Source organism: Corynebacterium kalinowskii, assembly GCF_009734385.1.
GTDB classification, from domain to species: Bacteria; Actinomycetota; Actinomycetes; order Mycobacteriales; family Mycobacteriaceae; genus Corynebacterium; species Corynebacterium kalinowskii.
This window is the reverse complement of the sequence record NZ_CP046452.1, coordinates 264,448-288,344: the sequence shown is the minus strand read 5'-3', so window position 1 is coordinate 288,344 and position 23,897 is coordinate 264,448. Positions and strand designations below refer to the sequence as shown.

The window sequence follows — 23,897 nt, the reverse complement described above, 5'->3', positions numbered from 1 at the left end:
CTGATTAACAGAGCTGGCTGGGGAGGTTTTGCCAAGTTTGTGAAGGTTTTGAATGTGCCTTATATCGAAGCGGAACAAATGGCGGGCAACAAACAGTCCCCGTTTGAACACTCGTAAGTGCTCGAACGGGGACTAACAAGCGGAAGGCTACTTCCGCCTGCCACGCCTCGGTTCCCACATCACTACTGCCGTGGAACGCGGTACATGGACTAGCTCGCCGGAGCCACGTCCTTGGGAACGTTGAGCTGCCGCCAGCTCGGACTTCAGCTCACCAACTTCCGTCTTGAGCTTTTCGTTCTCCCTGGTCAGTTCGATGATTGATTTGATTCCGGCCAGGTTGACGCCTTCTTCTTGGGAGAGCCGCTGGATTTCGCGTAGCAGCTCGACATCTCGCCGCGAATAGCGACGCCCGCCGCCTCGGGTTCGCATCGGAATCACAAGTCCGAGGCGGTCATAGGTCCGCAGCGTTTGTGCGTGCATGCCTGCGAGCTCCGCGGCAACCGAAATCACGAAGACCTCGTTTTCTTGCCCTCGGGTGCTCATGACACTGTCCTCCTATTCCAGTCCTGACCACTTGGCACGGGGGTCATATCCCGCATCCTTGGCCGACTGAACGTAGGTGCGGAGCGCGGAGGTTTCCGCTGCCCCCATGTTCTTTGGTATGTCTACTTCCAGTTTCACCAGCAAGTCCCCCTTGATTCCGGAGGAACGGCTGATACCACGCCCGCGAACTCGAAGGACTCGTCCGGATGGAGTGCCCACCGGGATCTTCAGTTTCACTGGCGACTCGAGAGTCGGGACGGTGATGGTGCCACCAAGTGCGAGTTCGCCGAAGCTGACTGGAACTGCCACTTCTAGGTCATCGCCCTTGCGCTTGAAAACCTTGTCGGGTTTCACAGTGACGGTAACGAACAAGTCACCTGCTGGCTTGCCGTTGGGGCCGGCTTCGCCTTGTCCTGCCAGTCGCACCTTTTGACCGTCCTCCACACCCGCAGGAATGCGGACAGTGATGGATCGGGTACGTTGCGCGGTCCCCTTGCCGGAACAGGTCGGGCACGGATCGGTGATGACTCGTCCCGTGCCACCACACTTGGTACACGGAGCCGAGAACCCGAAGGCACCCTTGTTTTCGGAGATGAATCCGGTGCCGTTGCAATCGCCGCACACGGACGGGTTTCCGGAATTGGAGCCCGATCCGTGGCAGTCAGTGCAGGGCGCTTGGCCACTCAGTTGGATGGGAATCGTGGTCCCTTTGGCCGCTTCGCGGAATTCCAAGGTGATGGACGTTTCGACGTCGGCTCCCCGCGATGGCGCAGCTGATGGGCGGCTATGGCCACCGCGGTTGAAAAGGCCACCGAAGATATCCCCAAGGCCACCGTCGCCAGCAAATCCGCGGTCTCGGAGAATGTCCTCGAACCCGTGCGTACCTTGAAACCCGCCCGGGAAGCCGGGCCCTCCCGTTCCAAAGCCTCCGAGTCCGCCGGACTTCAGCATGGCCTTCAGTTCGTCGTACTCCGCGCGCTTCTTTTCGTCGCCAAGCACGTCATATGCTTCGGCGACCTTCTTGAAGCGCTCTTCTGCAACCGTGTCACCTGGATGCTTGTCCGGGTGATTGTCCCGGGCGAGCTGTCGGTACGCCTTTTTGATGTCGGCTTGCGATGCAGACGAGGAGACCCCCAAGTCCGCATAGTAATCTTTCTCCGCCCATTCGCGTTGCGTCATTGGGCATCTCCTCCTTTCTACAATTCGCTTCTCGACGCCACTTGCTAGGCGTCCTTATTGTCCTCGCCGGAGTCCCCTGCGACGGGATCAGCAATGATGACCATCGCGGTGCGCACGAGGCGCTCGCCAACGACATAGCCCTTGCGCAGGACGGTGCCGATGACCTTCTCTTCACCACTGGACAGGTCCTGAACTGCTTCGTGACGCTCGGGATCGAACGCATCACCTTCTTCGCCGTAGGCGACGAGACCTTGGCTAGTGATGACGTTGGTGAACTTGTCCGCGAAAGCCTTGAGTGGGCCTTCGGCGAGGTCGCCGTGCTTTGCAGCCAGATCGAGGTCGTCCAGGATAGGCAGGAACTTTTCGATGACCCCTGCCTTGGTTACCTCAATGGCGACAGAGCGGTCACGCTCGGTGCGCTTGCGGTAGTTGGCATACTCCGCGGTCATGCGGAGCAGGTCTTCGGTGCGTTCGGCCAGCTCGGCCTCGATGGTGGAGACGTTGCCGTCTTCATCAAGGTCGACATCGGCGAGTGCTTCATTGACCTGCGCCTCGAGATCAGCTTCTGCCTGAGCCTCCTCAGCGGCAGCCGCTTCAGCTTCAGCAGCCTCTGGAGAGGTAGCTTCAGGGTCGGTGACCTCTGGATCGCCGGGGTTCTGCGACATGTCGCGATTTGGCTCAGTCATTACTTCTTCTCTTCTTCCTCGTCGATGACCTCTGCGTCAACAACGCCGTCGTCAGCAGCGCCGGTTGCGGCCCCCTCAGCACCAGCCTCAGCGGCCTGCGCCTCGTAGATAGCCTTGCCCAGCTCCTGGGATTCGGTGTTCAGCTTCTCAACAGCGGTCTTGATGGCTTCGATGTCGTCACCCTTAAGTGCCTCATCGACGCCCTTGGCTGCTTCCTCGACCTTGTTGCGGATGTCCTCGGAGACCTTGTCGGTGTTGTCCTCCATGAACTTGCGGGTCTGGTAGGCAAGAGACTCAGCGGAGTTGCGGACTTCCTGCTCTTCGCGGCGCTTCTTGTCCTCTTCTGCGTGTGCCTCAGCGTCCTTGATCATGCGATCGATTTCGTCCTGAGACAGTCCGGAACCATCCTGAATCTTGATGGTGTTTTCCTTGCCGGTGCCCTTGTCCTTAGCGGTGACGTGGACGATGCCGTTAGCGTCGATGTCGAAGGTGACCTCGATCTGTGGCACGCCACGTGGGGCAGGAGCGATGCCACCCAGTTCGAAAGAACCGAGCAGCTTGTTGGCGGAAGCCATCTCACGCTCGCCCTGGAAGACCTGGATCTGTACGGAAGGCTGGTTGTCTTCCGCGGTGGTGAAGGTCTCGGAACGCTTGGTTGGGATGGTGGTGTTGCGCTCGATGAGCTTGGTCATCACGCCACCCTTGGTCTCAATGCCGAGGGAAAGCGGGGTGACGTCGAGAAGCAGCACGTCCTTAACCTCACCGCGGAGCACACCGGCCTGCAGAGCTGCGCCGACTGCGACGACCTCGTCTGGGTTAACGCCCTTGTTTGGCTCGCGGCCACCGGTGAGCTCCTTGACCAGCTCAGAGACAGCTGGCATACGGGTAGAGCCACCAACGAGGACGACGTGGTCGATGTCGTTCACGGAGAGCTCGGCGTCCTTGATCACCTGGTTGAAAGGCGCCTTGGTGCGGTCGAGCAGATCCTGAGTGATCTTCTGGAACTCAGTGCGGGAGAGGTTCTCGTCCAGGAACAGTGGGTTCTTGTCAGCGTCAACCGTGATGTAAGGGAGGTTGATGTTGGCAGACTGGGAGGCAGACAGCTCGATCTTGGCCTTTTCAGCAGCTTCGCGCAGACGCTGCAGAGCCATCTTGTCCTTGGTCAGGTCGATGCCGTTGGAAGCCTTGAACTTCTCGACGAGCCAGTCAACGATGCGCTGGTCCCAGTCATCGCCACCGAGTTCGTTGTCACCGGAGGTTGCACGAACCTCGACAACGCCGTCGCCGATCTCGAGCAGGGAAACGTCGAAGGTACCGCCACCGAGGTCGAAGACCAGAATGGTCTGCTCCTTGTCGCCCTTCTCCAGTCCGTAGGCCAGAGCAGCAGCGGTTGGCTCGTTAACGATGCGCAGGACGTTCAGACCGGCAATCTGGCCGGCTTCCTTGGTGGCCTGGCGCTGGGAGTCCTCGAAGTATGCCGGCACGGTGATGACTGCGTCGGTAACCTCTTCGCCGAGGTATGCCTCCGCGTCGCGCTTAAGCTTCATCAGCGTACGAGCGGAGATCTCCTGTGGGGTGTACTTCTTGCCATCAATGTCAACGGACCAGTCAGTGCCGACGTGGCGCTTGACGGAACGGATGGTGCGGTCGACGTTGGTGACGGCCTGGTTCTTCGCAGACTGGCCGACGAGGACCTCACCGTTCTTTGCAAAAGCTACGACCGATGGAGTGGTGCGTGCGCCTTCTGCGTTGGCGATAACAACTGGCTCGCCACCTTCAAGTACCGATACAACTGAGTTCGTGGTGCCGAGGTCAATACCTACTGCGCGTCCCATGTTTATTCCTCCTGTTTTGTTTCTATGGATCAAGTACAGGTTGATACCCATCGGCTCAACTTCGGCAAGTGTAGCAAACGCCTTGAGTCAATGTCACTCAACCTGTTCACTATGCATAACGACCCACACCGCAAAGTTGTTCCCACTTCGCTCAACTTTTTTAACTATGACTTGGAGCACAGGACAAAATTCGTTAGGCCTGGCACAATTAGTGCCCTGATGACTACTTCACCTGAATCCAGCACCGCCGACAACGCGGACAACCTAGACAAGCTGCTCAACGCCCCTGAACAGCTCGAATCCGAACCGATACACGCAGAAGTACTAGACCGATCTGCAATCCTCGGCCAAGACGGTCGCTGGGTCGCGGGCTGGGCTTTGCGATTCATTATCTTGGCCATCGCGGCCTTTATCCTGTGGAAAGGCCTGGGCAAGGTGTGGACGGGTCTGTTGCCTATCCTCCTCGCGATCCTGGTCTCCACAGTGCTCTGGCCTCCAGTGAAGTGGTTGCGCAGCAAAAAGTGGCCCTCCGCGCTCGCTGTCGCCTCGGTGCTGTTGGTGAGCATTGGCGTTATCGTGGGCACTTTCACCGCGATGGCGCCGTCGATTGCGTCGCAAAGTAAGGAGCTCGTCGATAAGGCAAGCGAGGGCCTGAACCGCCTGGAGGTATGGCTGCAAGGCCCACCGTTTAACCTCAAGATCGACCAGATCACGCAGTGGATTGACCAGCTCATGGCCAAGGCACAAGAGCAGGCGAGCAACATCGCTTCCGGCGTTGCGGAAGGCGTCTCCACCGCATCATCCGCCCTGGTCACCCTCGGCGTGATGCTGGTGCTAACCTTCTTCTTCCTCAAGGACGGCGACCGCTTCCTGCCGTGGATCCGCCGCACCACGGGCGCCAACGCGGGCTGGCACCTCACCGAAGTGCTCACCCGCACCTGGAACACCCTGGCCGGCTACATCCGCGCCCAAGCTGCGGTTTCGCTTATCGACGCCATCATCATCGGCCTCGGGCTGGTCTTCCTCGGCGTACCGCTGGCCTTCGTCCTCGCGGTGCTGACCTTCTTCGCCGGCTTCATCCCGATCGTCGGTGCCGTGACCGCCGGCGCACTGGCTGTACTGGTAGCACTGGTATCCAATGGCCCTACTACTGCCTTGATCGTGCTCGCCCTGGTTGTGGCCGTTCAGCAGCTGGAGGGCAACGTGCTCTCCCCGATCCTGCAGTCCAAGGCGATGAATCTGCACCCTGCGATCGTGCTGCTGTCGGTGACCGTCGGTTCGAGCCTGTTTGGTATCGTCGGCGCATTCCTGGCTGTGCCAGTGGCGGCATCCATCGCGGTGTGGCTGCGCTACCACGGCGACCTGGTTTCCCTGCGCTCCGGCGAGCTGACCGTAGACGAAATTCAGATTGAAACTTCTCGGGCGGCCGGAAACACGGGTTCTGCGGAGGAAGCTTTCGACGCAATTCGGGAGAAGTTCTCTCGTCTCGGTCGCCGCAAGCCAGAATCCGAAGATCCATCACTCGCGGTCAAGGCCGAAGAGTAATTCCGGAAGTCCACCAAAAGGCTTATGGTGGAAAGGTCGTAATCCATAAGCCTTCCAAAGGGATTTTCCTTACATGACTTCCACTTCCATCGCGCTGGGAATCTTCGGAATCCTCGCTTCGCTCCCCGCCTGGGTATTTTTCCTGCGGGGAGCGTGGCAGCTCTACCGCATGATCAGCGCCGGCCAGCCCACCACTACTCGCACGAATCAGCCGCTCACCCGCCTGATGTCTATGCTGCGCAAGGTCGTGCTTCATAGCGGTATGGCTCGCAAACCGTTCGTGGCGCTGGCCCACTGGTTTGTCATGTTCGGCTTCATAGTTGGCTCGGTGTTCTGGTTCGAGGCCTACATCCAGACATTCGCGCCTGCCAAAGGCTGGCCGATCGTTTCCTCTTGGCCGATCTACCACTTCGCGGAAGAAGTCTTCGGCCTCGGCACGGTCCTCGGAATCCTCTACCTAATCGGGGTCCGTCTGCGTGTGGGCTCGAACAACCGCTTCGACCGGTTCTATGGCTCCAACGCCCGCGCCGCTCACTTCGTGGAGGCCGTCGTCCTCATCGAGGGCCTCGGCATGCTGCTGGTCAAAGCCAGTTCCATCGCCACCTTCCGCGAAGGCTCCGTCTGGGCAGACTTCCTCACCCGATTGATTCCGCTTCCATCTTCCCCACTGCTGGTTAGTGTCTTCGCCCTGATCAAACTGTTGTCGGGCATGGTGTGGTTGTTCGTGGTCGGCAGGCAACTGCGCTGGGGCGTCGCCTGGCACCGTTTCCTCGCATTCTTCACCCTCTTCTTTAGCCGTAAGCCAGGCGAAAAATCTCTCGGCGAGCTCGCCCCGATGATGTCCAATGGTAAGGCTCTGACTCTCGAAAACGCAGATCCGGACGTCGATAAGCTCGGCGTGGGCACCCTCGCCGACGCTCCCTGGAAGATGCTTCTCGACGTCTCTGCCTGCACCGACTGTGGGCGGTGCCAGGAACAGTGCCCGGCATGGAATACAGAAAAGCCGCTGTCGCCGAAACTGCTCGTCACGGGCATCCGCGACGCGATCCCACACCAGGACCTGGATGTGCTCAAGCTTGTTGGTTCGGCTGTTGACCCGGATGCACTGTGGAGCTGCACAAACTGTGGCGCGTGCGTCGAGCAATGCCCAGTTGACATCGAACACCTCGACCACGTGACTAACCTGCGCCGCTTCCAGGTGCTCGCTGAGGCCGACTTCCCGTCCGAGCTCACCGGCATGTTCAAGAATCTGGAGGTCAAGGGCAACCCGTGGGGCCGGAACGCTTCCGAGCAGCTGTCCTGGGTGGAGGAAGCCAACCGCGACGGGATCCCAGTTCCGCTTGTTTCCTCAGGCGAAGAATTCGAGTACCTCTTGTGGGTCGGCTGCGCCGGAGCTTTCGATGAGAACGGCCGCAAGACTTCCCGAGCCATCGCCGAACTGCTCAACGTAGCTGGCGTGAAGTTCGCGGTGCTGGAAGGTACCGCCTGCACTGGCGACCCGGCGCGCCGGGCCGGCAACGAGTTCCTCTTCCAAATGCTCGCCGATGAGAATGTCTCTGGATTGAACAGTGCATTTGAAACGTACCCAGCTGGGCAGCGCAAGATCATCACCTCGTGCGCGCACTGTTTCAACACGCTACGCAACGAGTACCCGGCGTTCGGCGGTGACTACGACGTCATCCACCACACGCAGCTACTGAACCGGCTCGTCCGCAAGGGACTGCTCACCCCAGTGCCCCGACGCCCTGAAGACCGCAAACCAATCACCTACCACGACCCCTGCTTCCTCGGCCGCCACAACAAGGTCTTCGATCCGCCACGTGAACTCATCGAATCTGTCGGCACTCTCACCGAAATGCCACGCAACCGAGACACCGGATTCTGTTGCGGTGCCGGTGGCGCGCGCATGTTCATAGAAGAAAACTTGGGCACGCGCATCAACGAAAACCGCGCGACCGAAGCGCTTTCGGTTTCCAACACCGTGGCCACAAGCTGCCCATTCTGCACCACGATGCTCGAAGGCGGAGTGAAGGCAGTTTCTGGCGCGGGTTCTGCCTCCGTGAGGGACATCGCCGTCATGCTTCGCGACGCCGTGTTGGTTGACGATGCTCTACCGGAGTTCCGCACACCTGCATTCCTCGAAGAACCTCGTCGAGTCGCCGCTTCCCCAGTGGATGATGCAGATGACGCGAAAAATCCCCCGTCAGAACGTCAGAATCCGCCGAAAACCGTCGAATCCACGGGGGAAATTTCTGCACATCCATTGGCCACGCCACCTATAGCAGGACCACCGGTCGCAACTCCGCCTGTGGCAACTCCTCCGGTCGTGGCACCGCCCGTAGCCGGACCGCCTACAGCTGTACCGCCCGTAGCCGGACCGCCTACAGCTGTACCGCCAGTAGCAACTCCGCCTGTAGCAACACCTCCAGTTGCTACACCTCCGGCAGCTACGCCACCGGTCGCGACTCCTCCGGCAGCTACGCCACCTGTCGCAGCACCACCTGCGGCAGGACCGCCTACCGCTGTTCCGCCAGTAGCAACTCCACCCGTCGCTACGCCACCCACAACAACACGACCTACTGCGGCGCCACCTTCAGCGCAACCACCGGTTGCAGCCCCGCCCGTTGCAAAGCCTCCTGCTGCAACCCCACCAACAGCACAGCCACCAACTGCCCAACCGCCTACCGCACAGCCTCCTGGCGCTAAATAATTCCTCTCTCCCCCGTTCGGGTTCCGCTCTCGCGGAGACGACGGGGAGGGGTGACAAACCTGTTCGACATATTTATAATTGTCAATATGAAACCAGTTGTTGCATTCGTGTGCGTACACAATTCCTGTCGAAGCCAGATGGCAGAAGCACTCGGCAAGCACTTTGCAGGGGACAAGTTCGATTTCTACTCAGCTGGCACCGAACAGGTTCCGCAGATCAACCAGGATGCGGTGCGCATCATTAAAGAGCGCTACGGCATCGACATGTCCCAGCAACAATCGAAGCTCGTCGGCATGCTCCCCGAGGTCGACATTCTGGTCACCATGGGCTGCAACGTTGAGTGCCCATACCTGCCGTGCAAGCACCGGGAGGACTGGGGCTTGGACGATCCAAGTGGCAAGCCCGATGAAGAGTTCCACAAGGTCATCGACATCATCGAAGCTAAGGTGAAAGAACTCGAGAGCCGGTTCTAGCGATGAACATCGTTGACTTTATCCAGTACCAAATACTGGGTATGCGCTGGCTCAACGATCTGGTTGGCTCAACGCTCCGCGCACTGAGCATCGACACTGCGTCCCGCATCGGTGGCAGTCTGCAGTTCTTCATTTATGACACCATCAAGATCGCCATCTTGCTGTGCCTGTTGATCTACGGAGTCTCCTACCTGCAAAGCTACTTCCCTCCAGAGCGCAGTCGACGAATCTTAGGGCGGTTCCGGGGACTCAAGGCAAACACCATCGGAGCGTTGCTCGGCACAATCACACCGTTCTGCTCATGCTCCTCGATTCCGATTTTCATGGGATTTACGGCAGCAAAACTCCCCATGGGCGTTACCTTCTCATTCTTGATCTCCTCACCGATGGTGGACATTGCAAGCCTCGTCCTCCTCAGTAGCGTTTTCGGATTCAAGATCGCCTTTGCCTACGTAGTCGTTGGCCTCCTCATTGCGATTATCGGCGGCACAATCATCGAAAAGCTGCGGCTAGAAAACGATGTCGTCGGATTCAGCGCCCCACTACCTGAGCTAGACGAACCGCAGCTCTCCCGCGCAGAACGCCACGCCTACGCCAAAGAACAAATGCTGACCACGTTCAAGTCAGTGTTGCCATACATCCTGATTGGCGTAGGAATCGGTGCGCTGATCCACAACTGGATTCCGCAAGAATGGATCACCAGCCTCCTGGGCAGTGACAACCCCTTCGGCGTCATCCTCGCCACCTTGGTGGGTATCCCGATGTACGCAGACATCTTCGGCACTCTGCCCGTCGCAGAGGCCCTGCTAGCTAAGGGCGCGCAGCTCGGCACCATTCTCGCCTTCATGATGGCCACCACGACGCTTAGCCTGCCGTCTCTCGTCATGCTCAAGCGCGTGGTGTCTGCGCGGCTGCTCGGAATCTTCCTGGGGCTCTGCACCATAGGCATCATCGCCGTCGGATACCTTTTCAACTCAATTTAGGAGCACACAATGGGACTATTCAGCAAGAAAAAGCCAGAACCGGTCAACGCCCGAGTGAAGGTTCTCGGTCCGGGTTGCAAGAAATGCCAGGCGATGGAAAAGACCGTCACCACTGCCCTCGCGGAACTCGGCAGCACGGAAGAAGTTGCACACGTGACGGATTTTCCAGACATCGTGGCTTACGGAGTGATGAGCACCCCTGCATTAGTCATCGACGAGGAAGTCGTGAGCGTTGGAAAGGCGCTGAGCGTAGCGGATGCCAAGCAAATTTTGAGCGACAAACTAGGCTGAAACGCGTGAGCGAACACGAAACCTGCGAACACGAGTACTCCGCGTCAAGTTTGAATCAGTCGGCCCGCAAGATCGTCATGATCGTGGCGGGTCTGAACCTCTTCGGCTTCGCAGTCGAGTTCATCGTCGCCTGGGCTATCGGCTCTGCCAGCCTCTTCGCCGATGCCGCCGACTTCATGGAAGACTTCCTCATCGCTCTGCTGGTAGTCACCGCGTTGGGATGGTCGGTGGCAAGTCGTCGCAAAGCCAGCGTCGGCTTGGCCGCCCTCATTCTGATCCCCGCGTTTGCCGCGTTCGGCACCGCGATCTGGAAGATCATCAGCGGCGCCCCACCGGAAGGTTTCACGCTGTCCGCGACCGCGGTGTTCGCTATGGTGGTGAACCTCATCAGCGCACTGTTACTCATGCGGCTGCGGGGTGAAGGTGCACTAGTGCACGGCGCTTGGCTGGCAGCCCGCAATGACGTGCTCGCGAACGTGCTGATTCTGGCAGCCGGCATTGTCACAATTTTTTGGGCGACTATCTGGCCAGATGTGGTGATCGGCGTGATCATCGGCGTCATCAATCTGCGTGCGGCGCAGGAAGTTCTCGAGCAAGCTCGCGCGGAAGACCCTGAGCTTGAAATGGATGACGACTAAGCGTCACGCATCAAGGAACTCCCGGAGCGCCTCTGTATGTCCGGAGACCGTTAACGTCGGGCAACCAAGAAAGTCCTCCGCCACCAGTCGCGCGTGTACCTCCGGCCGGTCATGCGCACCGAATTCTGCACGGCCTACTACCTGGTACCCAAGCGCAGCGCTCACGCCACCCGATGCCTTGTTCATCGGATGCCACGCGGTACGCATCTCTTTTGCTGACAAAAAATCGAAGGCGTAGGCCGCCACCATCGCCCGCATCCGCGTACCAATTCCCTGTCCCTGAGCACGGCGCAGCACATACGAACCCGTCGATATACTGCGCTTTTCCCGAAAATCTGATGCCCGCATATCGATCGTCCCCACGTATGTGTCATCTACGTACGCTGCGAATGGCAGGACCCAGTTCTCCGGTTTATTGGACGCACGCAGTCCCCAGTGAAATTGCGCCGTGGATAGCGCCGTGTTTTCCTGAGACAACCACGGGAATTCCCACGGACAATTCGGCTCAAAGATGTCCGAAACAGTCACCGCACAGAGGTGCTTTAGATCGCAATCTTCAATGACTCGCAGGAGCACATGGCCGTCGAAAAGCTGCAGTCCAAACGGGGGGTACTTTATTTCCGAGGTCATGCGGTGGCATGATAGTACAGGTGAACACTCAGAAGCCACCCCGCATCTTTGATCAGTCCGACAAGCTCAAGGGCGTGCTCTATGAAATCCGCGGGCCGATCTCCGCGGAGGCTGAGCGCCTGGAGAGCGAAGGACACCGCATCCTGAAGCTCAACACGGGCAATCCAGCCGTGTTTGGTTTCGACGCCCCTGACGTGATCCTGCAGGACATGATCGCGGCGCTGCCGACGTCGCAGGGCTACTCCACGTCTAAGGGCATCGTGCCGGCGCGCCGCGCGATCGTGACGCGTTACGAGCTTATCGACGGCTTCCCCGAATTCGACATCGACGATGTTTTCCTGGGCAACGGCGTGTCTGAGCTGATCTCCATGGTGACGCAGGCACTGCTTAACGACGGCGATGAAGTCCTCATCCCTGCCCCGGACTATCCACTGTGGACCGCCGCCACGTCGTTGGCTGGTGGCAATCCGGTCCACTACCTGTGCGATGAAGAGGACGATTGGAATCCGTCCATCGAAGACATTAAAGCTAAGGTCACGGACAAGACCAAGGCGATCGTTGTTATCAACCCGAATAACCCGACCGGCGCGGTGTACTCCCGTGAGGTGCTGCAGCAGATCGTGGACATCGCCCGCGAGCACGAGCTGCTGATCCTGGCCGACGAAATCTACGACCGCATCCTGTACGACGATGCCGAGCACATTTCCATCGCTACGTTGTGCCCTGACCTGCTGTGCATCACGTTTAACGGGCTATCCAAGGCCTACCGCGTGGCTGGCTACCGCGCGGGCTGGATGGTGCTGACCGGCCCGAAGCACCACGCGCAGGGCTTCATCGAGGGACTGGAATTGCTCTCGGGTACCCGTCTATGCGCCAATGTCCCTGCCCAGCACGCGATTCAGGTGGCATTGGGCGGCCGTCAGTCCATTTACGGGCTGACCGGCAAGGGCGGACGCTTGTTGAAGCAGCGCAATGCTGCTTATGAAGCCCTCAATGAAATTCCGGGCGTTTCGTGTGTGAAGCCGATGGGTGCGCTGTACGCCTTCCCCAAGATCGACTTGGAGATGTACCACATCCACGACGACTCCCAGATGATGCTCGATCTGCTCCGCGCTGAGAAGATCCTCATGGTCCACGGCACCGGCTTCAACTGGGAACAGCCCGACCATTTCCGAGTGGTCACCCTGCCGCACGCCACAGAGCTTACCGACGCCATTCAGCGCTTCGGCAACTTCCTGAAGTACTACAAGCAATAGCAAATTGGCCCCGGCTTGAGCTGGGGCCAATTTTCGTTCTCACTAGTTGTGAGTGAGTTGACGGTGGTTGTGGGGAGCCACATACTCGCCCGGTAGCCGCACCTGCCAATCAACGCGGTGGGCCATCAGTCGGAGCATGATCTCCAGCGCGAATACGGCGTACATCGCCCAAAGAATAGGTAAAGGCAGGACACCGAATACTTGAGCGCTCCACACGGCGCCAAATACCAGCGCTTGCAGGAATCCAAATGCGAAGAACCGGTCGTCCTTCGTGCTCAGCCAGAAGCTCGCAGCCAACAGCGCCACGCACAGCACCCGCGCGACAAGCGCAACCATGTCTACGTCAAAAGCGTAGGCAGCCGGAACTGTGGCGAGCAGCGCGGCTTCACAAAGAAAAAACACGAACTTTGGCATCAACTAAACCCTCGAATATTGAAACGATCTATTTTCAACCTATCCGAGGAAAATCGTATTTACCAGGCAGAATGCGAGTTCTTTTCAACTTCTTGTGAAGGTCTTGGAATCGATAGCTGAGCCTGATAATTAACCAAATGTTCAATTAAGCAATGCGCCTGATTCGCTCATGATCGGGCACCTAGGTGGATCCAGTCGGCTTGGCTGAAGTCCACTCGACGATGAGCTGAATCACCACCAAAGCGACACCGAGGTACAGCACCAGCCCGGCGATGTTGATCACCGGATCGTCCGGTCCAAACTTCAGCGCGACCAACGTATCGTTCGCCCATCCGACACCGGCAAGCAGGGCCCCGATGATACCCACCGACCTGCGGGGCTGGAACGCATAGGCAATCAGTACCAGGAGTGAAAGTACAACACCGACTCCACAGTAGATTTCTCCGTGGTCGTACAACATTTGAAACGACGCCGGAGTCCAAAGGACGAAAAGGACTACAAGGATCGACCGAGCGCCTTGATATCCCATCCGGCTTCCTTCCAAGCGTCCACGGGCAGCACATTGCGACCGTCAAGGACCTTCTTTACTCGAACCAACGATGCCGCGTGCACCGGGTCGAGTTCACGGAATTCCTGCCATTCGGTGGCCAGAACCACCACGTCAGCGCCACGCAGTGCGTCATCGGTGGAATTCGCGTAATTGAGCGTTGGGAAAACCTTCCGAGCGTTCTCCATGCCTTGCGGGTCGTACACGGTGACCTGCGCTCCAGCTAGCGACAGGGAGCCCGCGATGGACAACGCCGGGGAGTCACGAACGTCGTCCGAGTTGGGCTTGAACGCAGCGCCAAGAACTGTCACGTTGTGGCCAAGCAGGTTGCCACCGCACGCCTCGCGGGCAAGGGTGACCATGCGGTCGCGACGGCGCATGTTGATCGCGTCCACCTCGCGGAGGAACGTCAACGCCTGGTCGGCGCCAAGTTCGCCGGCGCGAGCCATGAATGCGCGGATGTCCTTTGGCAGGCAACCGCCACCGAAGCCAAGTCCGGCACCGAGGAACTTGCGGCCGATGCGATCGTCGTAGCCAATGGCGTCGGCAAGCTTGACGACGTCCGCACCCACCAACTCACAGACCTCAGAGACGGCGTTAATGAAGGAAATCTTGGTGGCCAGGAACGCATTTGCGGAGACCTTGACCAGCTCTGCGGTCTGCAGGTCGGTGATTACAAACGGGGTTCCAGAGGCCAGCGGGGTGGCGTAGACTTCGCGGGCAACTTCTTCGGCGGTGGTGTTCTCGTCGCGCGTGCCCAGGACGATGCGGTCTGGGGTGATGGTGTCCTTGACGGCAAAGCCCTCACGCAGGAACTCTGGGTTCCAGGCGATCTCAACTTCGGTGCCCTCTGGGGCGAGTTCGTTAGCCATTTGTTGCAATTCGGCGGCGGTGCCTACCGGGACGGTGGACTTTCCGAAGATGACGTGCTTGCCCTTCAGCTTCGGTACGAGATCCTGGATGACGGCGTACACGTACTTCAAATCTGCCGCGTAAGAGCCACGCTGCTGCGGCGTTCCAACACCGAGGAAGTGAACGTTCGCAAAAGCGGCGGCTTCGTCATAGCTCGTGGTAAATGCCAGGCGGCCAGCGGCGATGTTGCGCTCCAGAACCTCAGGCAAACCTGGCTCATAGAAAGGCACTGTGCTGTTCTTTAGCGCCTCAATCTTCTTTTCATCAACGTCCACACCGAGGACGTCATGGCCAAGTTCCGCCATACAAGCAGCGTGGGTAGCACCCAGGTATCCGGTTCCGATGACTGTCATACGCATAAGATTCATTCTTACCGCGTTTCGCGCATCGGCGCTGCGCACGTTACCTAAAGTTCAGATATGCCTTGGACGGGGTTGGGCCTCGCTGCCCCTGGTACTTGGACCCTAGCTTGGAGCTGCCGTACGGCGTTTCCGCAGGGGAACTCATCTTAAACAGCGCCAGCTGGCCAACCTTCATCCCCGGCCAGAGGGAAATCGGCAGATTAGCAACATTGGACAGCTCGAGCGTGATGTGACCGGAAAAGCCCGGATCGATGAAGCCAGCGGTCGAGTGCGTCAGCAGGCCCAGACGACCAAGGGAAGACTTGCCTTCCAGTCGGCCGGCGAGGTGTGCCGGCAAAGTGAACTTCTCATACGTTGCCGCGAGCACGAACTCGCCAGGGTGCAGGATGAACGGCTCGTCCGGCTGCACCTCAATCTCACTGGTGAGCTCATCTTGCTGCTGTTTCGGGTCGATATGCGTGTACTTCTGATTGTTGAATACGCGGAAGAAGCGGTCCATTCGCACGTCAATCGACGACGGCTGAATCATCTCTGGGGCGAAGGGCTCAATGCCTAGTTCACCATTATCAATGGCAGCGCGGATGTCACGATCTGAAAGCAGCATGGTTATCAGTCTATTACCCCTAGGCCGAGCCGTGGGCGACTAGCTGATTGTTTCTCTCAAGGATCGCAGTGCTAAACTTGTCGCTACTGCTTAAGGCAGTTTGCCGATGTAATTCAATGGTAGAATGGCAGCTTCCCAAGCTGCACACGCGGGTTCGATTCCCGTCATCGGCTCCATTTACTTAGAAGGCTTTTGTTAGTGCATTCTGAACGATTCGCTCGCCTACACCTTTTGCTTGGCGACGACGGTTTAGACAATCTCAAGAACTCAACCGTCATGGTTCTCGGCCTCGGTGGCGTTGGTTCTGCTTGTGCGGAAGCTCTTGCCCGTGGCGGCGTGGGCACACTCATTCTGGTGGATCGGGACACCGTGGAAGAGAGCAACATCAATCGCCAGGCTTTGGCATTCACCAGCACACTTGGCCAGGTTAAGGCCGATGTGATGAGTCGAATGGTTGCTGAAATCAATCCCTCGTGCACTGTCTATGCACAGCAGATCTTTCTGACCCCAGACAATGTTCCTGCCGTGTTAGGCGAGCTCCCGCGACCGGACTACGTGTTGGACTGCATCGACACTATTTCCCAGAAGCTCGCCATCGCGCATTGGTGCGCTTCAGAGGGATTGCCACTGCTGTCTTCAATGGGCGCGGCAAATCGGATGGATCCTTCCCAGCTCAAGTTCGCTAACTTGCGCAAAACCACACAGTGCCAAATGTCCAAAGTGATGCGGTTGGAATGCGAAAAGCGGCGGATCAAGGGCGTTGAGGTTCTCTTCTCTACCGAGGTTCCCGTGAAGCTAAACTCGGGGCGAACCAAAGGCGAGAGTCTTGGCTCGATGAGCTACATGCCTCCGATCATGGGGTTAATGATCGCCGGCAAAGTGATCCAACGAATGGCGGGGCTGGAGCCAATGGCAAGGCCACCACGATTGTTCCGGACCCGCGAGGAAGCTCTAGCGGCCTTGGGCGAGGCGACGCCGTGCTCCTAGACACCCACTTTCACCTGGATTTTGTGTCCGCACCCCAGCGCGCCGCGTTGCTAGCAGAGCTCGCTGAGTCCGACGTGCAGGTGGTGGCTCAAACTGTGCTTCCTTCCGAATTTCAGGTTCAGCCTGGCGCTCTGCCTTCACTGGGATTTCATCCATGGTGGGTTACACCGACATTCGAATCCGAGTTAGAAGCTTTCGCCAGCCATCTCCCGCAGACTCGTTTTATCGGCGAAATTGGCCTGGATTTCAGCCCGCGCCGGGTTGGCTCGGCCCCGCTGCAGCTTGAGGCGCTGCGCCGAATCTTTTCCCTCTTGAAGGGCCACCCTTACGTGCTGTCCATTCATGCGATGCGGGCGGCGACTGAGGTGCTGGACCTGCTGCCCGACAACGTAATCCCTGTCTTCCACCGTTTCTCGGGAACGAGCGATGAACTCACTCGGTTAATGCAGATCGGCGGCTATATCTCCGTGCATCCCAGCATGTTGGAGAGCAAAAAAGGTCGGGCATATGTGAAGCAGGTGCCCGAAGATCGCTTGCTGCTGGAGACTGATTTACCGGCGTCGACAAACGCGGTGGTGAGCGCCCGGGACGTGGTCGCATCCTTGCAGGGCACTTTGGAGACGCTATCCGAGCTGCGCGGACAGGACATGACGCCTGTAATCAACCAGACGCAGCAGGATGTCTACTTTCCCTAGAGTGCGGGATTAACCAGCGCATTCTTGTAGGTAGCCCCAATCGAAGGTCGCCACATGACCACCTGGAAGACTAAGCATCCGAGGTTTGTCCAGCGAAGTTGTCTTCGGCAGGCAAATGAATCCGCAGCCCCTCTTTGTTGTCCTCGATCAGCGCCCCGCGAGGCGCGCGGAGAGCGACTGCCGTCATGAACCAATCCCCCACCGCACCGCCCAGTAACATTGCAGCTGGCACAACTAGCAATCCTGCAAACGGGCCGTGGAAAATGATCCACAGTGCAGGCACCACAGCCAGCACAATCCCCGGTAGCAACGCCACATAAGTGAACGCCTTCTTCGAGAGCAACGCACCTGGCGACGTGCAGTAAAACGCCGGCATCACCCCGCCGACCATCGTGGCACCATATTTCGGCTTGGCCCCCAAGGTCCGCAATGCGAAGCCATGCAACAGCTCATGCACCACAATGAGCAGCGCAAACACTAAGAACATCAGCAGTATAAGCACCAGCTCACGAGCGGAAATGACAAAGCTGTACGTTCCCGAATTGACTGTCGCATACAAGGTTGCGAACCCGACAAGCCCAGCAATCGTGGTTCCAAGACCGACCACGTTCATCCAGACCGTAGTTCTCCTATCAGGAGTCCATTCTTCGATCATTTCTACGCCTCGTTGCAGTCTCTCAAGCAAAGTTCCTTCACAATCCGGTCTACTGCAATTTCGAAGAGTTCATCCGATACCCCGCCAAAATCGGGCCCCAGATAACCAAACATTTCCGAGTTAATCGCACCAAGAAGCATCCCCCACGCGCTAGCACCAGCGGCAAGCTGCGCGGCAGTGAGTTCTAGCGGAACCTCGGAAACCAGAGGCTCGAAAGAATGGGCGTCGATACGCGGCGCACCTTGCTGCGCGATCTCTGCAAGGCGCATCAGCACCCGGCTACCCGGCGCAACAGTGCCCTGATCTGCATGAAACCCGGGAACTGGAGTTCCATAAAGCAAGGCATACTGCTCCGGGTTAATTCGCGCCCAGCCTCGCACGGATCCTGCTAAGGCGCGCAGCTGTCGCTCAGGCTGCTTCTCGACGCCCACAGCAGCATCAACCGCATCTGCCAAAGAATTGAAACCCCGCACGAGGAGCAGGGTGAGCAACTCATCTCGGCTAGCGACATAGCGATAGATCGCAGAGGAAGCGAGTCCGAGATCACGCGCGATTTCACGAAGCGACAGCGATTGTGCCCCGCCGTCGACTAGCTGTTCATCGGCAAGTTGGAGGATCTTACCCATCATTTCTTGGCGATGCAGCTCACGTTTTCCCAGTGCCATGCCTGCTATCTTCTCACAGAGAACGGGCCACCACTTCAGACCATGGTGACGGTTCAATTGGAATAGAGCTAGAGCCTAGAACAAACTCCGAATGCCACATCGGCGCAATCTCCGCGAGCTCGAAGCACATCCGGTTGATGCGGCCCAAAAACTGAATCGGCCAGTTGGGCACACCCCACACTGGTGGTTTCTTGCCGGTGGCATATGCCCATTCCCGCAAGGTATGCGTCACGCTTGGCGCATTGATCGCAGTAGGAAGTTCGTCGGCATGCTGCGCCGCGAAGATCATCGTGGCGCTGAGATCCGGAATGAACGTGGCACTGTGTTGCACGTCTGGATCGGCTAGGACGATAACCGGCAGACCCTTTTTCGCTGGCGCCAATACCGTCGACGTAATGACAGAACCGGCGGAGGTGGCGGTCGGACCAACGAGATCTGCGGCGATGACACTCACTGTTTGCGCCTCGTGTGCAGCCCGGGCAGCGAGCAATTCCGCCCGGACCTGCCCTTTTCCTTCGATCGGGTTGGGGGTTGCCCCTTCCATTACCGGGCCGGAACAACCTGCAAAGGCATACATTGATTCCGGGAACACCACCGGAATTCCCAGCTCGACAGCAGTACCCATCACTGCTGTTTCGGCTGGCGGAAGCAGTTCCCGCCATGCGCGAGAGTCGTAGGGAGCGTGGGTGCAGTGGAAAATTGCGGCGCAGTCAGCGACGGCTTGGGCCAGCAGTTGCCGGTCCGCAACATCTCCGGAAAAGACCGTTGCTCCGGAAACTGGTTTGCCAGACTTCCTAAGACAATTGACCGCGTGTCCTTGGGAGGTGAGATCGTGGACAAGTTGGGAGCCGATTTGCCCAGCTCCGGTGACGAGATACTTCATTGTTCTCCTTCAATTGAAATAAAGTGAGCACTGCTCACCAATTTCAACCTACCCCATATTTGAGAGCACCGCTCTCTTTTGTTCATTAACCCAAGATCTACATCGAATCTTTGTAAGCTAGGCCACATGAACACTCCGCAGCATTGGGAAGCCGACGTCGTCCTCAATGACGGCGATATCGTTACGCTGCGCCCAGTGCGCCCCGAAGACCGCGAAGAGCTCCAGAACTTTTACGCAAGGGTCTCGGATAAGTCCAAGTACCTGCGGTTTTTCGCCGCGCACCCGGTGCTCACGGAAGACGATCTCAAAAACTGGATGGACGTGGATCACCACGACCGAGTCACTTTGGTGATGGTTGATCGCGAAGACATCGTCGCCACCGCGAAATACGCACTTCTCCCCGGCGACACTCGAACCGCCGATGTCTCCTTCCTGGTCCAGGATGACCACCACCACAAGGGCGTAGCCAACATTTTGCTGGAGCACCTGGCCCAAATCGGCCGCGAATGCGACATCGAGACGTTCTTTGCGGAGATGCTGACCCAAAACCGCAACATGGTTCAGACCTTTATCAAGGCCGGCTACCAGGTCAATCCGGAGCTGGAAGACGGCTTCATCACCGTCAACTTCCCCATCGACCCCACGCAAACCTCCCGAGAGGTCATGGCCCGTCGCGAACTGCGCGCCGAAGCCAACTCCATCCGACGCTTGCTCCAACCCACGTCGGTGGCCGTGATCGGCGATGTGGATCGCATGCAATCCGTCGTCCCGAACCTCACCCAGGCCCGATTCCAGGGTGAGCTGCGTATCCTCACTGGCACCACCGATTACGAGAAAATCCCTGAGAACACGGACCTCGTCATCGTCGAGCACGACCCTGACACCTTCGAAGCTGCCCTTAAAAACGCCGCCGAAAAGAATGCCTTTGGTGTGGTGGCGTTGGCCGGGTCCAAGAATCCTGGAGTCACCCTCGAAGATGCGCGGACGTTCGTCGATAAGGCTCGCGATTATGGTCTGCGCGCGTTGGGTCCAGCTGCGGTCGGCCTGATCAACACACACACGCAGCTCAACGCATCCCCGGCGCCGATGCCACGCGCCGGCACGGTGGGGCTGTTCACGCAGTCAGCGGGCATTGCGACGCTCACACTGTCTTACGCATTGAAGCGCGGCTCGGGGCTCAGTTCCTTCATCGGCGCGGGCTCCTTTGGCGATGTCACCGGCAACGACGTCATCCAGTACTGGGCAGACGATGAGCAGACCGAAATCTGCCTGTTGTCGCTGGATACCATCGGTAACCCGCGCAAGTTCTTCCGTGTGCTCTCTCGCCTGGCGCTGGATAAGCGTGTGGTTGTCTTTATCCCCAGCCGAGCGCTTAAATCCGCACGTCACTACGCCAACCAGCAACTGGAAACTGCCTCCACGCAGGCGCTGGATGAAGTCATCCGCAACACCGGCGCGATGGTAGTCACCCGCCGCGAGACGATGTTTGACATCGCCCAACTCCTCGCCCGGCAGCCAGTACCCCGTGGCAAGCGGATCACTGTGATATCCAACTCCGCGGGCCTAACTGCGCAAATGACACAGTCGGCTCAGCGGTTCGGTCTCGAAGCCACGGCAATCACTGTGTTGAAGGACCCGGTCTCCGGGATTCTCGAAGCCACCCAAAAGGCCCTGGCCGAATCTGACGTGGTTCTCAGTGGCATCGTGGAGATCGGTGAGCAGCTCTTTGAAGCAGCGTACGACGGACTGAAGGAGCTCGCAGCAACCACCGAAACCACCCCGCTGATCAGTACATTCGTCGGTTTCAGGCCACTGGAAGAGGATCGACGGGGCGTCGAAAAGCTCGGTCAATTGCCGGTGTTTGGCACTTACGCCGACGCCATCGAGGCAGTATCGCTCATTTTGGCATCGGAGCAGCAGCGCGCCGCCGTCCGCCCGACCCCGACGGACGAATTTGGGCAGGGCGACAAGGCCGCAGCGTCGGCACTTGTGCAGCAGGTTCTGGCGAGCGAACCAGAGGGCCGGTGGGCTACCGACGAAGAATCCGCCGAGCTCCTACGCACGTACGGCATCGATCTAATCCCGTGGACCCCTGTCACTTCGCTCGACGAGGCGATCACAGCCGCGGACAGTTACGGCTGGAACGTGGTGCTCAAGAACATCCACTCGGCGGTGCGCGGGCGTCCGGAGCTATCCGCTGTGATGCGCCACATCACTTCGCGGTCCGCGCTCGAAGACGCGTGGGACACCCTGCAGACCATGGCTGCTGACTTAGGCATCGGTGCTGAGATGGTCGTGCAGCCGACCGTGAAGCCCGGCACCACGCTCACCATCCGCGCCATCGAAGATCCGGTGCTCGGGCCGATGGTCTCCCTCGGTGTGGCCGGACCACCATCCGAACTGCTCGGCGATACCGCCTGGCGCGTGCCACCACTGCGCCGCACCGACGCCCGCGCCATGATCGAACAACTGCGCGCTGCTCCGCTCCTCATGGGCTACCGAGGTTCCCTTCCTGCCCAGCTCACCGATATTGAGCAGCTCATCATGCAGGTAGCGCGCCTAAAGGACGACATCGCCGCAATCGTCGACGTGGAACTTACCCCGGTCATCGCCAGTTCTGACGGCACCACCGTCGTGGGCGCCCGCATTCGCCTTGCGCCGCTGGCCAACGAACGCGATCCCCTTGCGCGGTCGCTATGAAACCGCTGCTGCTTCTCGACGACGCCCTCTACGGATACAACCTAGGCGACACCCACCCCATGGGTGCCGACCGCGTTCGCCTCGCCGTGGAACTCGCGGATTACTTCGGGATCCTCTCCCAGTTCGATATCGAAGTGCCGCGGGTTACTCCTCGCTTGGAATTGGTGCATACTCCGGCTTACCTCGAGGCTGTGCGTTCCGGGGAGCCTTCCTTGGAACACGGCATCGGTGTGGAGGACAATCCGGTAATTACTCCGCGTATGGCAACTATCGGCGCGGCCATTGTCGCGGGGACGGTTAGCGCTGCCGAGGAAGTGTGGAGTGGGCGTCGCAAACGCGCCGTGAACATTGCCGGCGGCCTGCACCACGCGCACGCCAGCCGAATGTCGGGCTTTTGCATGTACAACGATGCCGGCATCGCGATCCGCTCGCTGTTAGACCAAGGTGCCCAGCGCGTTGCTTACATTGATGTGGATGCGCATCATGGCGACGGCGTGGAGCAAGAATTCTGGAACGACCCGCGTGTGCTCACAATCTCAATCCACGAATCCGGCTTGTATCTTTTCCCTGGCACTGGTTTCGCCCACGATATCGGTGGACCTTCGGCGCTAGGAACTGCCGTCAATATTGCTCTGGACCGCGAGGCAGGCGACGAGGAATGGCTGCGCGCCTCACATTCGGTGATTCCGCAGATTCTCAAGGTCTTCCGGCCGGAGATCATCATTTCCCAGCATGGCGCGGACCCTCATCGCGATGATCCGTTGGCCGACCTTCAACTGTCGGTTGATGCGCTCTACCGGGCATACTCTTCGATCGGTAAGTGGGCGGACCGCTATGCCTCGGGACGCTGGGTGGCCTTGGGAGGCGGTGGCTATCAACGCGACAGCGTGGCCCGGATCTGGGTTGCTTTGCTTGCTGCCGTCGCCGGGGTTCCGTTCGAGCCATCCGCACCGATGCCCCACAACTGGTCCCGGCGCGTCGGAGCCCCATGCTCGGTGACCTGGGGAGACCCTGAATCTCTCGCGGCGTCACTGTCGCTGAGCTCAATCTCCATGGACGGCACGGCCACCCCTGCTATGAAGGCAACGTCTAGAGCAGTGTTTCCCTATTGGGGTTTGCAGCCTTACGGGTAGGCCTCCAACGCTGCGCGAATGCAATGGTCGGCCTCCGCAGCGCTCAAGTCCCCGATAAGCACGCGCTGGACGAGGCCGTCGGCAAGCGCGATCATCTCGCGGGCCTTCGTCTCATTGCCAGGCTCAAGCCGCCGTGCGACTTCCTCTTCTTGACCTCGCTTTGCCTCCGCCAGGATGGTGGCGATTTCCGGGCGCACGAGCGATTCCGCGACGTAGTTGTTCCAGATGATCGCGCCACGTCTCGACTGTTCATCCCTCGGAATCACGTGAGCGATTGCTTCGAAGAGTTTCGTTTCCGGGTCGCCTTCCATAGCTTCATATTCTTGTTCAGCTAGCTGGGTCATCCCCCGGCAACTTTCAACGAGCAGGGCGTCTTTTGTTGGGAAGTAATACTGCACTCGACCAGCAGAAATCCCTGCCTCTTGCGCCACCACCCGGATACTGACCCCTGCTATGCCACGGGTCGCGATCACGCCCCACACTGCGAGGAGAATCCTCATGCGACTATCCATATTGCCAACTGTAGCAATACAGTCGTATTGTAGAAATCAATACGACTGTATTGGAGTTG

The 23,897-nt window shown here is 58.8% G+C and carries 24 protein-coding genes and 1 tRNA gene; 12 read left to right on the top strand and 13 right to left on the bottom strand.

Annotation, left to right across the window (positions count from 1 at the left end; all coding sequences use genetic code 11):
* Positions 1-147: 147 nt before the first annotated feature.
* Genes CKALI_RS01370 through dnaK form a run of 4 tightly spaced genes read right to left on the bottom strand, consistent with a single transcriptional unit; the run spans position 148 to position 4,243 of the window.
* Positions 148-543, bottom strand: coding sequence for a heat shock protein transcriptional repressor HspR (locus CKALI_RS01370; protein WP_156191604.1), 396 nt, complete (start codon positions 541-543; stop codon positions 148-150).
* 12 nt (positions 544-555) lie between these two features.
* Positions 556-1,722 carry a molecular chaperone DnaJ gene (dnaJ, locus tag CKALI_RS01365; protein ID WP_156191603.1) on the bottom strand — a complete coding sequence of 389 codons (1,167 nt, stop codon included), beginning with the start codon at positions 1,720-1,722 and terminating at the stop codon, positions 556-558.
* A 44-nt stretch (positions 1,723-1,766) separates the two neighbouring features.
* Positions 1,767-2,408 (bottom strand): nucleotide exchange factor GrpE, encoded by a 642-nt coding sequence (gene grpE / locus CKALI_RS01360; protein WP_156191602.1) that lies wholly within the window; start codon positions 2,406-2,408, stop codon positions 1,767-1,769.
* Positions 2,408-4,243 carry a molecular chaperone DnaK gene (gene dnaK, locus CKALI_RS01355; RefSeq protein WP_156191601.1) on the bottom strand — a complete coding sequence of 612 codons (1,836 nt, stop codon included), beginning with the start codon at positions 4,241-4,243 and terminating at the stop codon, positions 2,408-2,410. Before dnaK ends, grpE begins: the two co-directional genes overlap by 1 nt.
* A gap of 219 nt (positions 4,244-4,462) precedes the next feature.
* Here dnaK and CKALI_RS01350 point away from each other — a divergent pair, with 219 nt between their 5' ends.
* From CKALI_RS01350 to CKALI_RS01325, 6 genes are all read left to right on the top strand, one after another.
* Positions 4,463-5,788 (top strand): AI-2E family transporter, encoded by a 1,326-nt coding sequence (locus CKALI_RS01350; RefSeq protein WP_156191600.1) that lies wholly within the window; start codon positions 4,463-4,465, stop codon positions 5,786-5,788.
* A gap of 73 nt (positions 5,789-5,861) precedes the next feature.
* Positions 5,862-8,498 carry a (Fe-S)-binding protein gene (locus tag CKALI_RS01345; RefSeq protein ID WP_156191599.1) on the top strand — a complete coding sequence of 879 codons (2,637 nt, stop codon included), beginning with the start codon at positions 5,862-5,864 and terminating at the stop codon, positions 8,496-8,498.
* 86 nt (positions 8,499-8,584) lie between these two features.
* On the top strand, positions 8,585-8,971 hold the full coding sequence (locus CKALI_RS01340; RefSeq protein WP_156191598.1) for an arsenate reductase ArsC: 387 nt from the start codon (positions 8,585-8,587) through the stop codon (positions 8,969-8,971).
* Between the two features lie 2 nt (positions 8,972-8,973).
* Positions 8,974-9,954: a permease gene (locus tag CKALI_RS01335; protein WP_156191597.1), complete on the top strand. Its 981-nt coding sequence runs from the start codon at positions 8,974-8,976 to the stop codon at positions 9,952-9,954.
* 9 nt (positions 9,955-9,963) lie between these two features.
* Positions 9,964-10,245: a thioredoxin family protein gene (locus CKALI_RS01330; protein WP_156191596.1), complete on the top strand. Its 282-nt coding sequence runs from the start codon at positions 9,964-9,966 to the stop codon at positions 10,243-10,245.
* Between the two features lie 5 nt (positions 10,246-10,250).
* Positions 10,251-10,883, top strand: coding sequence for a cation diffusion facilitator family transporter (locus tag CKALI_RS01325; protein WP_326519802.1), 633 nt, complete (start codon positions 10,251-10,253; stop codon positions 10,881-10,883).
* Positions 10,884-10,886: 3 nt separating this feature from the next.
* Here the strand turns inward: CKALI_RS01325 and CKALI_RS01320 are convergent, their stop codons facing one another.
* Complete coding sequence (locus CKALI_RS01320) at positions 10,887-11,513, bottom strand: GNAT family N-acetyltransferase (protein WP_156191595.1); 627 nt, start codon at positions 11,511-11,513, stop codon at positions 10,887-10,889.
* 20 nt (positions 11,514-11,533) lie between these two features.
* Between CKALI_RS01320 and CKALI_RS01315 the strand changes: the two genes are divergently transcribed.
* Positions 11,534-12,769, top strand: a complete 1,236-nt coding sequence (locus CKALI_RS01315; RefSeq protein ID WP_231580501.1) for a pyridoxal phosphate-dependent aminotransferase — start codon at positions 11,534-11,536, stop codon at positions 12,767-12,769.
* Between the two features lie 42 nt (positions 12,770-12,811).
* Here CKALI_RS01315 and CKALI_RS01310 read toward each other — a convergent pair whose 3' ends face one another.
* The 4 genes from CKALI_RS01310 to dcd all read right to left on the bottom strand — a co-directional run bounded on the left by CKALI_RS01310 (position 12,812) and on the right by dcd (position 15,608).
* A complete protein-coding gene (locus CKALI_RS01310) occupies positions 12,812-13,183 on the bottom strand; it encodes a hypothetical protein (protein ID WP_156191593.1) in 372 nt (123 codons plus the stop codon).
* A gap of 181 nt (positions 13,184-13,364) precedes the next feature.
* A complete protein-coding gene (locus CKALI_RS01305) occupies positions 13,365-13,643 on the bottom strand; it encodes a hypothetical protein (protein WP_156191592.1) in 279 nt (92 codons plus the stop codon).
* A gap of 35 nt (positions 13,644-13,678) precedes the next feature.
* A complete protein-coding gene (locus CKALI_RS01300) occupies positions 13,679-15,001 on the bottom strand; it encodes a UDP-glucose dehydrogenase family protein (RefSeq protein ID WP_156191591.1) in 1,323 nt (440 codons plus the stop codon).
* A gap of 43 nt (positions 15,002-15,044) precedes the next feature.
* Entirely contained in the window at positions 15,045-15,608 is a 564-nt protein-coding gene (gene dcd, locus CKALI_RS01295; RefSeq protein WP_156191590.1) for a dCTP deaminase, read from the bottom strand.
* 102 nt (positions 15,609-15,710) lie between these two features.
* Here dcd and CKALI_RS01290 point away from each other — a divergent pair.
* The 3 genes from CKALI_RS01290 to CKALI_RS01280 all read left to right on the top strand — a co-directional run bounded on the left by CKALI_RS01290 (position 15,711) and on the right by CKALI_RS01280 (position 17,290).
* A tRNA-Gly gene (locus tag CKALI_RS01290) sits at positions 15,711-15,784 on the top strand.
* A 22-nt stretch (positions 15,785-15,806) separates the two neighbouring features.
* Positions 15,807-16,595: a tRNA threonylcarbamoyladenosine dehydratase gene (locus CKALI_RS01285; protein WP_156191589.1), complete on the top strand. Its 789-nt coding sequence runs from the start codon at positions 15,807-15,809 to the stop codon at positions 16,593-16,595.
* Positions 16,586-17,290 carry a TatD family hydrolase gene (locus tag CKALI_RS01280; protein ID WP_156191588.1) on the top strand — a complete coding sequence of 235 codons (705 nt, stop codon included), beginning with the start codon at positions 16,586-16,588 and terminating at the stop codon, positions 17,288-17,290. Before CKALI_RS01285 ends, CKALI_RS01280 begins: the two co-directional genes overlap by 10 nt.
* 70 nt (positions 17,291-17,360) lie before the next feature.
* On the opposite strand, the gene CKALI_RS01275 is transcribed toward CKALI_RS01280, so the two are convergent.
* Genes CKALI_RS01275 through CKALI_RS01265 form a run of 3 tightly spaced genes read right to left on the bottom strand, consistent with a single transcriptional unit; the run spans position 17,361 to position 19,493 of the window.
* The gene (locus CKALI_RS01275; protein ID WP_156191587.1) at positions 17,361-17,945 is read right to left on the bottom strand and encodes a DUF3267 domain-containing protein; all 585 of its coding nucleotides are present in this window, start codon (positions 17,943-17,945) and stop codon (positions 17,361-17,363) included.
* 2 nt (positions 17,946-17,947) lie between these two features.
* Positions 17,948-18,610, bottom strand: a complete 663-nt coding sequence (locus CKALI_RS01270; RefSeq protein ID WP_156191586.1) for a TetR/AcrR family transcriptional regulator — start codon at positions 18,608-18,610, stop codon at positions 17,948-17,950.
* 13 nt (positions 18,611-18,623) lie between these two features.
* Positions 18,624-19,493, bottom strand: a complete 870-nt coding sequence (locus CKALI_RS01265; RefSeq protein ID WP_156191585.1) for an NAD-dependent epimerase/dehydratase family protein — start codon at positions 19,491-19,493, stop codon at positions 18,624-18,626.
* A 126-nt stretch (positions 19,494-19,619) separates the two neighbouring features.
* On the opposite strand from CKALI_RS01265, the gene CKALI_RS01260 reads away from it, so the two are divergent.
* Positions 19,620-22,193 carry a GNAT family N-acetyltransferase gene (locus CKALI_RS01260; protein WP_156191584.1) on the top strand — a complete coding sequence of 858 codons (2,574 nt, stop codon included), beginning with the start codon at positions 19,620-19,622 and terminating at the stop codon, positions 22,191-22,193.
* On the top strand, positions 22,190-23,326 hold the full coding sequence (locus CKALI_RS01255) for an acetoin utilization protein AcuC (protein WP_156191583.1): 1,137 nt from the start codon (positions 22,190-22,192) through the stop codon (positions 23,324-23,326). Before CKALI_RS01260 ends, CKALI_RS01255 begins: the two co-directional genes overlap by 4 nt.
* Here CKALI_RS01255 and CKALI_RS01250 read toward each other — a convergent pair.
* Positions 23,317-23,826 carry a TetR/AcrR family transcriptional regulator gene (locus CKALI_RS01250; RefSeq protein WP_231580500.1) on the bottom strand — a complete coding sequence of 170 codons (510 nt, stop codon included), beginning with the start codon at positions 23,824-23,826 and terminating at the stop codon, positions 23,317-23,319. The two genes, CKALI_RS01255 and CKALI_RS01250, sit on opposite strands and share 10 nt — an antisense overlap.
* Between the last annotated feature and the right edge of the window lie 71 nt (positions 23,827-23,897).